The sequence below is a fragment of the Kitasatospora sp. NPDC114501 genome, assembly GCF_055633695.1.
The window spans coordinates 1-11654 of sequence record NZ_JBVKDS010000036.1 but is presented as its reverse complement, the minus strand read 5'-3'; the positions used below and the strand labels follow the sequence as shown (position 1 = coordinate 11654).

General features: G+C 68.4%; 6 protein-coding genes, 4 pseudogenes and 1 CRISPR repeat array. Of the genes and pseudogenes, 4 read left to right on the top strand and 6 right to left on the bottom strand.

The genetic code is table 11. The annotated features are described in order from the left end of the window. Window positions 1-230 precede the first annotated feature (230 nt). The 5 genes and pseudogenes from ACZ7RU_RS36815 to ACZ7RU_RS36795 all read right to left on the bottom strand — a co-directional run. Window positions 231-1344, bottom strand: a pseudogene (locus ACZ7RU_RS36815) (tyrosine-type recombinase/integrase); the annotation flags it as partial. Window positions 1345-1361: 17 nt separating this feature from the next. Further along, a pseudogene (locus ACZ7RU_RS36810) lies at window positions 1362-1541 on the bottom strand (hypothetical protein); the annotation flags it as partial. A gap of 674 nt (window positions 1542-2215) precedes the next feature. Further along, window positions 2216-2671: direct repeats of the CRISPR family, unit length 29 nt; unit sequence GTCCTCCCCGCACCCGCGGGGGTCAGCCG. Window positions 2672-2916: 245 nt separating this feature from the next. After that, complete coding sequence (locus ACZ7RU_RS36805) at window positions 2917-3369, bottom strand: hypothetical protein (RefSeq protein WP_470345365.1); 453 nt, start codon at window positions 3367-3369, stop codon at window positions 2917-2919. A 172-nt stretch (window positions 3370-3541) separates the two neighbouring features. Further along, complete coding sequence (locus ACZ7RU_RS36800; protein WP_470345367.1) at window positions 3542-5200, bottom strand: alpha/beta hydrolase; 1659 nt, start codon at window positions 5198-5200, stop codon at window positions 3542-3544. Between the two features lie 2 nt (window positions 5201-5202). Next, complete coding sequence (locus ACZ7RU_RS36795; protein WP_470345364.1) at window positions 5203-5532, bottom strand: hypothetical protein; 330 nt, start codon at window positions 5530-5532, stop codon at window positions 5203-5205. Between the two features lie 610 nt (window positions 5533-6142). On the opposite strand from ACZ7RU_RS36795, the gene ACZ7RU_RS36790 reads away from it, so the two are divergent. Next, window positions 6143-7048, top strand: a complete 906-nt coding sequence (locus tag ACZ7RU_RS36790) for a hypothetical protein (RefSeq protein WP_470345363.1) — start codon at window positions 6143-6145, stop codon at window positions 7046-7048. Window positions 7049-7236: 188 nt separating this feature from the next. Here ACZ7RU_RS36790 and ACZ7RU_RS36785 read toward each other — a convergent pair whose 3' ends face one another. After that, window positions 7237-7542, bottom strand: a complete 306-nt coding sequence (locus ACZ7RU_RS36785) for a HEAT repeat domain-containing protein (protein WP_470345366.1) — start codon at window positions 7540-7542, stop codon at window positions 7237-7239. A gap of 341 nt (window positions 7543-7883) precedes the next feature. Between ACZ7RU_RS36785 and ACZ7RU_RS36780 the strand changes: the two are divergent. The 3 genes and pseudogenes from ACZ7RU_RS36780 to ACZ7RU_RS36770 form a co-directional block, all read left to right on the top strand. After that, a pseudogene (locus tag ACZ7RU_RS36780) lies at window positions 7884-8979 on the top strand (IS701 family transposase); the annotation flags it as partial. A 204-nt stretch (window positions 8980-9183) separates the two neighbouring features. Then, window positions 9184-9891, top strand: a complete 708-nt coding sequence (locus ACZ7RU_RS36775; protein ID WP_470345362.1) for a hypothetical protein — start codon at window positions 9184-9186, stop codon at window positions 9889-9891. A 109-nt stretch (window positions 9892-10000) separates the two neighbouring features. Then, window positions 10001-11494: pseudogene (locus ACZ7RU_RS36770) on the top strand (NF041680 family putative transposase). Window positions 11495-11654: the final 160 nt, after the last annotated feature.

Sequence of the window (11654 nt, the reverse complement as noted above, 5' to 3'; positions counted from 1 at the left end):
GAGTTGCCTACGTGTCACGGCCACAGTCCTACTGGGTTCTGCCCTCAGAAGAGGGCAGAACCCCAAGATTGATCACAACCTCACACAGGACCTAGATCCTTTCTTTTGGATCAGCGGGCGGACCAGATGAAGATGCCGGCGATGTGGAGTCCGGCTTGGAAGACGGTCGCGGTCTTCTCGTAGCGGGTGGCCAGGCCGCGCCAGTTCTTCAGGCGGTTGATGCACCGTTCGACGGTGGCGGTGGAGTGCCTGAGGTCGTGGAAGCAGATGCGGCGGAGGCCGCCCTTGCGGAGGAGCGTGGTGAAGGCACGGCTGAGGTTGGTCGGGTCGATCGGTCCGCCCTGCGCAGTGGTGAAAACCTGCCTGCTGCGCTGCCACGAGGAGTCGGCGGCCTCCAACTCCCGCTGTTGCTGCTCGCGGTGAAGCTTCAGCGAGTGGAGGCAACGGGTGGGCGGGGGGCGATGCGGCGCTCCGAGCCCCGGGTCTTGGTGGGCAGCGTGGTGAGCCCGCCTGCGGTGGTGCGCTGTAAGGTTCGGCGGATTGCGGCGGTGCCCGCGCCGAGGTCAAGGTCTTCCCAGCGCAGACCGAGGAGTTCTCCCTTGCGGAGTCCGGTGTGGAGAGCGAGTTCGAACAGCGCGTGCAGCCGGTGGTTCTGGGCGGTGGTAAGGGGCTGGCGGGCTTCGTCGGCGGTGAGGGGTTCGAAACGTCGGGGCCGTGGGGTGGCGGTGTGGACGTTGCCGGCGACATTGGGGGGAATCTCTTCCTCGCGCACGGCGTGCTCCAGGGCGGACTTGAGCACAGAGTGGATGGAGGTGAGCGTCAGCGGGGAGAGCTGCTTGTTGCAGCACTGGCCGACGGCGCAGCAGCGGGGGTGGTCGCGCCTGCCGTCGATGCCGCACACGCAGCACTGGCAGGTGGTGCGGAGCTGGTTGAGCCAGGTGCGGACATCCTTGGCAGTGAGCTTGGTGTGCTTCTTCTTGCCGAGGCCGGGGCTCAGGTACGCGTGGATGCAGGCGGTGTGACGGGTGTGAGTGTTCTCGCGGAGGTGGCGGACGGCGACGTTCTCCAGCCAGTACGTCAGGTACGCGGCCACGCTGCCCTGCGTGGAGGGGACGGGGAGGCCGCGGTTACTGGCGGCATCTTCTCGGTGAGCTTAGCCAGGGCATCTTTGCGGGTGGCGCCGTAGACGCGTACGCACCTGCGGGTGTCGCCGGGGGCGAGGACGTATCCGGCGGCTTCCCAGCGGCCATCCTTGCGCTGGTATACGGTCCAGTCGCCGTCGGCACGTACGCGGCGGGAGGCAGGGGGTCCGCGAACCGCGCCGCAAAGCCGGGGTCGGCCCATGGGTCCCTGGCGGTCCGCTGTCCGGCGCTGTCCCGGACGGCGGCGAGCCGTTCGGCCAACCGGGCGGCGTGTCGTCGGTGGGGTTCGGCGTCGCGCGGCGCGACGTGCGTCCAGACGCCCGACTCCAGTACGGCGCGGACCCACGGATCGCCCGGCGGGGCGGGGTCGGCCGGGGCGGGGGCTGTCTGGACCGTCATCGATCCCACCTGGATGACGGTCTTCTGGTTGCCCCCGTCGATGGTGTTCGTGACGTCGTACCGATCCACCCGTTGTCCTCCCCCGGTCACCCGTGGGGGACAGCTTAGGTGGATCGGGCGGTGGGCTGTCGTGCGGGTGAACACTGCTGGAGACGACGGTCGCGAGGCCACGGGACCGCCGCGGCCAGAGGTAGGCACCCGGCTCGGGCGGCGACGCGCCGCTGGTGGTGGGAGCGGTCGGGCACTTGCTTCGGATCCTCTTCTCCTGCGATGGCGAGAGGATCCGGCGGTAGTTCATACGAGCCGTGCGGGCTGTGTCGGTGTGGTGGTCGGCCAGGAGTAGATGGAATCCGATGGCGAGGGCACCGGTGGCGGTGATCGCTGCGGCATGCGGTCCGTCGACGGGGACGACTGCGATGAATCCTGTGTGCGCAGGGCCCATATCCGCACGGTGTTGTCGCTGCTGCTGCTGACCACTCGGCTGGCGCGGTGGGCAGCAGGTCGGCGGGAAGGTGCGGCCGACTGGGACTGTCCCGCCACACGGACAGGTGGGATGCTTCTCAGGTTCTTTGACACCTCAACAGCTCACGTGCGACGTTGGGACCTTCGAACAACGGCACACCAAGCACTGCAAAGAAATAGCAAAGCCGCTGCATCGCCGCAGGTCGCGAAGTGTCCTCCCCGCACCCGCGGGGGTCAGCCGCGCGAGATCGCAGACCAGGCCGACCAGTGGGCGTCCTCCCCGCACCCGCGGGGGTCAGCCGTACAAGCTCAAGGCCGACCGGCGGAAGATCCAGTCCTCCCCGCACCCGCGGGGGTCAGCCGGAGAACCATGTCTGACCAAACGCCGAGCACGGGTCCTCCCCGCACCCGCGGGGGTCAGCCGCAACTTCCGGGGACACGGCGGCGATTACCCAGGTCCTCCCCGCACCCGCGGGGGTCAGCCGATGCGCAGCGATCACACCCTGGCGGTTCTGGAGTCCTCCCCGCACCCGCGGGGGTCAGCCGCTCTCGACCCTGCTCCCCAGCCGCTACAACCTGTCCTCCCCGCACCCGCGGGGGTCAGCCGGCCGCTTGGAAGCTGGCCCGGGGCCTGGGCAAGTCCTCCCCGCACCCGCGGGGGTTAGCCGATGCGCTCGGAGTCGGCCCGGTCGGACCTCACCGGGCCCCGAGCTGGCGAAGGAGCTTGGAGGCGGAGGTGCCGCTGCGCCGACGGAGCGCGGCGGTGACGCCGTCCTGGGTGCGCGGGATGGGCTGGTGGCCGGGGCTCCCGTATGGGCGGGACCAACACCAGTGTCCCCCGCTGGGGCCGCAGGCAGGTACCGGTCCCTGGCTCCAGACGCTCCCTCTGCAAGCGAAAAGGCGACGTGGCCGGTCAGCGCGAAGCCGGCGACGGAGTGGGGGGCATAAGGCAAGGCGTCCTGACCCGGAAGAGGAGAAGCCCTCCGGTCGTGGTCTCGACCGTGACCATGTACCGGCTCGACTCCTGGGAGGCATCGAGGACGGTGTCCACCTTGCCATCGGTGGTCTCCCGGTAGCCGTCGATCTTGAAGCCCTGCTGTTCGAGCATCACGCGGACCTTGCGAACGGCCTCGGGGTGCTGTTCAAGCGGGGCGGAACTGTAGACCGCGTACGACAACTTGTACCGGCCGTCGTTGCGGACTTCGTCGTTCCTGCCGACGCAGTTGCTGAACTTCGGCTCGGCACTGCCGGCGTCGAGGGTGGCTCCGGCAGTCTGCGCCATGTACTCGGTCATGTGCTGTGCCCAGTCCTGGGCGTCCTGGCGGGCCTTGACGGGGATCGGATCGTTGGGACCGGGTGTGGACATGCATCCTCCGAGGATGAGGGGCAGACAGAGTGCGATGGCCGCGGCCCTCAGGCGTCGGGCCTCGAGAGGGCGTACAGCGAGTCGTGGCAGGTGGAACGGCACAGTGGAGTCCTTGCGGCCGGTACAGGATGAGGACCGAGCGGCCGGGCTGTGGTCGGCCCGGCGGCGGTCGTTACGGGGGAGGCGGCGGGGTGGGGTGCTCCTTGGGAACCGTGGTCGGCGGCTTCCCGACGATGATGCGGCCCTGGTTGTCGAGGCTCTTGCTGCCGGCGTCCCAGTACCCGCTGTGCCCGGAGGTGTCGGTCTGGATGTTGTTCCCGCCGAACAGGTCGACCATCGGGTCGTCGCCGAGGGTGAGTTCTGTGGCGAGTTCGATCGGGTCGTCTGCCGCCCGGCCGGTCCAGAAGTGGGCCGGGTCGATGTGAAGCTGGTCGGCGTGTTGGACGGTCATTCCGGGGCTGGCGATGGCGACGATGTCGTCGGCCCCCAGGCCCTGTCCGCCGGCGGCAGCCGCACCGACAAGGGTCGTCCCGTAGCTGTGGCTGAAGACCGAGAGGTGGCTGTGGTGGTCGCCTTGCGCGACCCGCGTGCCCTGGGTGAACTGGCGCAGGGCCTCGGCTCCGTCCTCGGCCCGTGTGGTGCCGGCGATGCCGACGTTCGCTTCTTGCAGGACCGGGATCTCGGGTGCGTCGTATCCGAGCCACGAGATCACGGAGACCTTCTGGTTCGTCCCCTTCGACGCCTCCTTCGCAGCCTCCTGCATGCTGTTGATGCGTTCGATCTGGCCTCCCGTGCTGCCGACCGTGGTCCCGGTCCCCGGCACCATGACGGCAGTGTGGTCAGCGGTGTCGGGATTGCCCATCGCGATGACCGCCTTGCCGTCCCCACTGTAGGACTTGGAGTCGTACGAGAGCAGGAACAGCTGCTTGTCCTCGGCCGTGCCGTCGTGCTGGTCGAGCTGCTCCTTGAGCTTCATCAGGTTCTGCTCGCGGAGGTTGTACACCCCCTCGTCGATTCCGCTTCCGCGCGCGGTACCGGACCTCAACCCGTCCAGCTCCTGGTCGAGGGCCAGCCGGTTCGCCTCGTCCCGGACCGTCGCGGGCAGGCCGTCCAGCTGGCCGACCTTGTCCGGGTAGAGCACGAGGTAGCTGCTCTGCTGCTCCGGGGTCAGCGACTTCCACCAGTCCGCGGACTTCTGCGAGTCCTTGTTCTCGGGAACGTACGGAACGGCGAGGCCGAGGTCCTTCGCCACGTCCTTCACGTCGGCGGCCGTCTCGGCGGTGGAGCCGAACGTCCTGGGGCGGGTCAGGATGTCGGCGTCGAGGCGGCCGAGGGCGATGTCGCCCTTGTCGCTCGCCTCCTTCGCGTCGACCAGTGCCTTGTTGATCCGCTCCTGTGCCTGCGTGCGCAGGGTCTCCAGCGATTTGCGTTCGGGATTGGACGCGGCTTCGGGGTCGTTCTGCTCGCCCTTGCTCAGTGCCGGCAGATTCACTATCCCGTCGGCACCGACGGTCAGGCCCCACTCCTCAGCGCGGTGCACGGCGTTCTTCAGATTGGTCTGCGCCTGGTACATCCGGTCGGCGACGGTGTCCAGGGCGAGTGCGACAGCGGCGGACTCAACCCGCACGATCTCCAGGATCTGCTCGTTCCGGCCCAGGGTGTAGAACGCCTTCTGCGCATCCTCCCCCTCCCAGTTGCCGTTCCTCAGCGGGGCGTTCACCTGGCTGCGGTGGCGGGTGTCAGCGGACTGCGCCCCGGTGGACAGGGCGCGCCAGGCCTTGGCGGCTTCGTGCAGTCCGGTAGGGTCGAAGCGGAGCAGTAGCTCGTACATGCTCACTGGCCCGGCTTCTCCCATGCTTCGCCGATGTGCTGCTTCTGCCAGACCTCGGCGTTGGCGTTCTCGTTGTTCGTGTAGGCCTGCGCCGTGGCGGTGAGGTTGTCGGCCGTCTTCGTGAGGCGGTCGCTGACACCCGCCAACACCGGTGCCCAGCTGCCGGCCACCTGGTTAAGCCGTGCGGCCACCGCCCACCCGGTCAGCTGGCTGGCGGCCGTCTGACTGGCGGTGACGGCGGCCTGGCAGGGCTTCGCGAAGTCCTCGCCGATAGCCCGCGCCGCCCCTGCGGACATGCCTATTTCACCCGGATCGACCTTGAGATGCCCCACAGCACTCCCCTCCCGACAACTTTCGGTCAACAGGAATCCTATTCCGGTAACCGGCTGGTCCCATATCCGTACAGATACTCATTCGCTATCATATGATTTGCCTTGTTATACCTGTATGAGGCTTTTGTGGCGCCTGCACCTCCTGGCAGACCCGGTCGAAGCGGCCCGACACGTTGACGAGCGCGCCGCCCCGGTTTCACCGCCGAACGCTCAGCGGCGGCCGCGCGAGACCGAAGGGGAGACGGAACGGCCTCCGCACGCTGGCTGCGTCCGCTCGATCGCCCGGCGGGGCCGACTGTGCCGCAGGCCGGTCGTCGCGGCGGGTGGGCCTGTCGTCGGGGTCTGGGTCGGCCGGGGCAGGCGAAGTACAGGGCCATGCCTGGTCGGTGTCGGGGCGGTCGGTCGGATTCTGCGGGGCGCGGCGCTGTTCGGCCTGGCGCGCACCGCTCCCGAGCGCCGGCGACGGACGGAGCTGCGGGAGCGCAAGATCAACGGCGCTGGGTCGATCGCAGGGGGCGAAGGTCTGAAACCAGGTTGACGGGTTCGTTCGTACTCGGGAGCATGTGTCGCCGCGCGCATACGCGTGATCGGTCTCCGAAGGTGTGGGGTCATGAGGTTCGTGGGGAAAGCCGGTCTGGCGATCGGCACGGTGATGGTGCTGGCGGCCTGTACGGCCGGAGGGGGCGGCGATGGAACGGCGGTTAATCGGCGTACGTCCGGCAAGCCACCGCACGGCCCGGTTCTCACCGAGGCCGTCAACTCCGTCAACGCCGCACTCGGCAAGGCCGCCGCAGCCAAGGACCTGTCCGAGTTCGGCGTCGCGCTGACCGAGATCGGCGGCATCGCGACCCTGAACAGCCAGAAGCTGAGCCGGGCCGACGATCCAACCGACGCGACGGCGGTGTCGGCGAAGAACGAGCTGGTGTTCGCGTTCAAGGAGCTGGCCTCGGGCGCCTCGTCGGTGAGCAGTGACATCGAGCGCCGGAAGGTCTGTGCACCGGACTCCGCCAAGGCCGAGCTGGGCGGTTCGGTGGGACTGACACAGGTGTCGGCCGCCGTCGCCAAGCTGTCCAAGGTCGGCTACTCAGTGAGCCTGACGGTCCCGCAGATGCCCAGGCAGCAGTTCCGTTCGCTTAAGAACGGCACCATGGTCCGCAGTGGGAAGCTGCAGGGCGAGGGCACGTTCAAGGTCGACAACGGCGGGACGAAGGATGCTGTGGTCTCGCTCGCGTTGAGCGGCAAGGCCGTGCATTCGGTGTTCGTCGCCAAGGGGCAGAAGGCGAGCGTTGAAGGCGTGGAGGACGGGACCTATGACGTCTTCGTCTCTGGCGGTGCTGATTGGGACTCTGAGGCCAAGGGCTTCACCCTCAGCTGCCAGTTCACCAAGTTCCAGGACACGTTCGTCTTCGAGACCGGCCAGACCGATACGACGGGCTGGGAGATAACTCTCCAGCCTGTGGTGGACGGGAACGCCAAGACCAGCGACGTGGATCCTAAGGCCTTCCCGCAGCCCTAATACTTCAGTGTGACTTCGCGATCTTGTGTTGGTCGTATGTGGCCGAGGGCTTCGTTGGTGGGTTCGAGGATTGAGGTTCGTGAGCGTCGGGACCAGGCGGCCAGCCGCATCATGTACCGGGTGGGCGGGGCAGAGTCGGCCCGGATGACCACAGCCGGCACACGGTGGGATGCAGAGGCGAGCATACGCTACTCGGTCGTGGCCGGTGCTTCCCGCTCCCTCTGGCGCTGCTCGTACCGTGAGGGCGCCCGGAGTATCCAGGACCACGACTCGTACTCGTCGACGAGACCCACCCGGTCGGCGCCATCAATACAGCGCGGATCGTCCCGCTTGGCCAGTCCGTAGACGGCCCAGATCCGGGTCTGCTGGTCCTCGTCATCGAGCAGATCGGCCAGGGTGTCCCCGATTGCGGGTTCCTGATTCAGGCTGTACGCGAGCCCATAGCCGGCGACTTTGCGAACGGAGGAGTCGGTGTCCCGGGCCAGTGCAAGCAGGGCGTTCAGCCCCTCGGAGGTGAACGTCTTCCGCCCAGACTCTCCGAGTCCACGATTCTCAGGGTCGAGAGCACCCTGGCACGTACCTGCGGGGCAGTGTGGGCGAGGTATGAGAGCCCCAATGGCTCGATCCTCGGGTCCTCATGGTGGCTCAGACCGGCCAGGGTCTCGGCGAGGACGTCCGGGTGTTCCTCCTGCTTTGTCCAGTCGAGGAGGAGCTCGAGCGTGCGCTGTTCGAACGGGCTCGGGACGTTCGTCAGGTCAGCCTCGAGGTGGAGGCAGACTAGTAGTGCTTTGTTAGGAGGCTTGTCGCATCGTGTGGTCGGTAGTTCTCTGGTCGTATGAGGGCTGGAGAGTTGGCGCTGTGGCGGGGTCGGTTGGAGGAGGTCGCGGCGGAGGTGTTCGCGTCCATGGCGTGATCAGCGGGCCAAGGGCGGACTGTATCTGCGGGGGCTGCTGCTGGAGGGTCGGCGCAAGTCGATGCAGCCCATGGCCGAGCGCCTCGGGGTCGATCATCAGCGGTTGCAGCAGTTCATGGCGTCCTCGACCTGGCCGGTCAAGGACGCCTAACCCGGGGTCGCCCGGCAGTACTCGGGTACTTTGGGCAAGGTCGGCAACTGCCAGATCGGCGTCAGCGTCCACGCCGTGTCCGCCGACGCCTCCTGCCCGCTGTCCTGGCGCCTGTTCCTGCCCGAGTCCTGGGACGGACCCGAGGCCGCCGGGCGGCGGGCGGCCTGCCGGATCCCCGCGAACGAGCACCACCGGCCGAAATGGCGTCTGGCGCTGGACATGTTCGACGAACTCGCCGGCACGGGACTGCGGCGCGCCGTGCTGGTCGCGGACACCGCCTACGGCGCCAACGCCGATTTCCGTCACGGCCTGGAGGACCGCCACCTGGCCTGTGTGCTGCGGGCCAAGGGCGAGATGACCGCCTACGCCGAGGACGCCGAACCGTATCAGCCGCCCTCCGGCGGCCTGGGACCGCGGCCGCTGCCGCGCTACCGCACCCGCCCGATCCCGTTGCGCGAGCACGTACTGGCCGCCGGGCGCCGGGCCGGGCGGAGCGTGACCTGGCGCAAGGGCTCCAAAGCGGCGATGAGCTCGCACTTCGTCCTGCTGAGGGTCCGCCTCGCCGGACGGCGCCCCAAGCCCGCCGCCGACGGCACGATTCCCCTCACCTGGCTGATCGCCCAATGGCCCGAGAACGAGGCGAAGCCGGTGAAGTACTGGATCTCCAACCTGCCCGCCGACGTCCCCGCCAGGGACCTGGTCCGGCTGGCGAAGTCACGCTGGCGGATCGAGCAGGACTACCGCGAGTTGAAGACCCGCCTGGGCCTGGACCACTTCGAGGGACGCTCCTTCATCGGCTGGCACCGCCACGTCACCCTCGTCAGCGCCGCCCACCTGTTCCTCACCGAGCAGCGGGCCCTCCCAAAGCCCTGTCCAGGGCCTGACCTTCCACCAGGCCCTGGACCTCCTCCAACACCTCATCGCCACCTGGACCGGCCACTGCCCCACCTGCCGACAACCCACCCCATGGCAGCCCTACGACACCACCTAACAAAGCACTACTAAGGCCTGTCAGACAAGCCTTAAACTTGACATTTAACCATTGGCGATCGTCATCGGAATACATGGTCCGTGGTGATCATCGTGCGGAAGACTGTGTGCGTGACGCTTCTGACTCCGCTCGCCGCTGCTGAAGAGATCCACGCTCATCTCGTTGACCAGCTCAACCTCGCCCTTCGTCGGCCCGGGATGTTCGGGGGCGAGGTGGCTCTTCGGGTCCTGATTGACCACCTGCTGTTCGTGGAACGCCAGCCCGAGGCATGGGCCGAGCTGAAGCAGGAGTGGGAAGAGCAGGGGCTGTGGACCTCCATCGGCCCCGCGGGGGCCTTCCAGTCCGTATTCCCAGCACAGGTCGACTGCTGCGAGGTCGCCTCGGTGTACGCGGAGTTCGCACAGCGACGCGGCTGGCTCAAGCCCGATCGGGTTCTCACCGGGGAGGAGTACCAGGCCCTCGCAGGCCGGGTCCGGCGCTGGGCCGCGGTTGACCGCACCTGGCCTGACGTGACAGCGGAGTTCGGTCCTCCCTCTGTGCTGTTCGGAGGAAACAATCCTCTGTACGGGAAGACGCTCGGTTACCTCAGTGCGGATCCGCAGCAGCCGATGGTGGTCTTCCACCTTTGGAACGGCAGTGAACCAGGGGCCGAACCATGGCCGCCCGAGCACAGGCAACCGCTGCTCCTCGCGGTCCGATTCCGCGGCGGCTCGTTCCGCGGATCGTTGACCTTCACCCCCGAGGGCGAGCGGAGACGACCGACGGACGATCCTTGTTCGCCGCAGTAGCCGATCCGACGGAGACCGCAGGTCACCTACATGGGAATTCCCCATACAGCGACTCCGCCTCCGCATGATCCTGGACCCTCGAAGAGGTACAGGATTCGACGCGAAGGCCATGGCGGTGAGTTTGGTGGACCAAGAAGGCGTGCAGTGCGAGCCACTCGCGGACTTGTCACGTTTCCAGGGGGGTTCTATGGCTGCCTGACCGGACGGCGCGCCGCGCTGTTCGAGCTCACCGACGCGGTGCTGTGCACCGACGGCCCGGTGAAAACCCTGGTGGATCTGGCCCTCGCCCCAGAGCACCGGCGCGGGCGCGGAGCCCTGTACGGCGCGCTGAACCGGGGCGGCCGGATGGACGTCGACTGGCTGCGGTCGGAGCTGGCCGGCCTGCCGCTGCCGCGGGCCGCCGACGGCCGCTTGGTGCTCGCGGTAGATGTCTCGCCGTGGCTGCGGCCGGATGCCGGGACCTGCCCGGACCTCTCGTTCTGCCACGCCTTCGGCCGCGGCGACGCCAAGCACCAGATGATCCCCGGTTGGCCGTACTCGTTCGTCGCCGCGCTGGAGACCGGGCGGACGTCGTGGACGGCGGTGCTCGACGCAATGCGGCTGGAGGCCGGCGCCGACGTCGCTGCCGTCACCGCCGCCCAACTCCGCGATGTGGTAGCCCGGTTGATCGGCGCTGGGCAGTGGACGGCGAGTGATCCGGAGGTGCTGGTGGTGATGGACGCCGGCTACGACGCCCCGCGCATCGCGCAGCTGCTCGGCGACCTGCCGGTGCAGGTCCTCGGTCGGCTCCGCTCGGACCGGGTGATGCGCCGCCCGGCGCCGACCCGGGCCGAGTGGCACTCGGCGAACCCAGCCGGTGGCCGGCCGCCCAAGCACGGCGGCGAGTTCGTGTTCGGCGACCCCGCCACCTGGGGCGAGGAGCGGGTGGTGACCCGCACCGAGACCCGCCGCTATGGCACCGCCGTCACCCGGGCCTGGGACCGGCTGCACCCGAGGCTGACCCGCCGGGCGGCCTGGCTGGAGCACGACGGCGAACTGCCGCTCCTCGAAGGCACGGTGATCCGGCTCGCCGTCGAGAAGCTGCCCAGCGGCGGGGTGAACCGGCCGGTCTGGCTCTGGTGGTCGCGCACCAGCGCCGGCCCGGCCGACGTCGACCGTTGCTGGCAGTCGTTCCTGCGCCGCTTCGACCTGGAGCACACCTTCCGCCTGCTCAAGCAGACTCTCGGCTGGACCCTGCCCCGCCTGCGGGACTCCAGGGCCGCCGACCGCTGGACCTGGCTGGTCATCGCCGCACACCCAGCTCCGCCTCGCCCGCCCGCTCGTCGCCGACCTCCGCCACCCCTGGGAGCGGCCGGCGGAACCGAACAAACTCACCCCCGCCCGTGTCCGACGCGGGTTTAGGAACCTCCACACGAAGGCCCCCTCACCAGCGCGTGCACCGAAACCCGCCCACCCCGGACCCGGTCGGCCACCCGGCTCGAAGAACCAGCGGTCCGCCGCCCGCCACGAGGTGGGCAGTGTCCTGGCCACTGGCGAGGCCTACGCCCGGCCAGCCCACCACAAGAAGGGCACCAAACCACGACGAACCACTACAAACAGTTAAACGTCAAGTTAAAGGTCCTAACAGAAGCCCTGTTGTGGTGTGACTGTCAGCTGGGCTGCTCGTTGGTCCGTCCGTGGGAAAGAGGGAGTCCCGTCCGTGGGTCGTGTCGGACGAACTGTGGTGCCTGGTCGAGCCGTTGCTGCCCGAAACGGGCCCGAAG

Bases quoted from the DNA above. Each gene is read 5' to 3' on its own strand.
- ACZ7RU_RS36805 (WP_470345365.1), bottom strand. From the start codon at position 3,369: ATGTCCACACCCGGTCCCAACGATCCGATCCCCGTCAAGGCCCGCCAG.
- ACZ7RU_RS36800 (WP_470345367.1), bottom strand. From the start codon at position 5,200: ATGTACGAGCTACTGCTCCGCTTCGACCCTACCGGACTGCACGAAGCC.
- ACZ7RU_RS36790 (WP_470345363.1), top strand. From the start codon at position 6,143: ATGAGGTTCGTGGGGAAAGCCGGTCTGGCGATCGGCACGGTGATGGTG.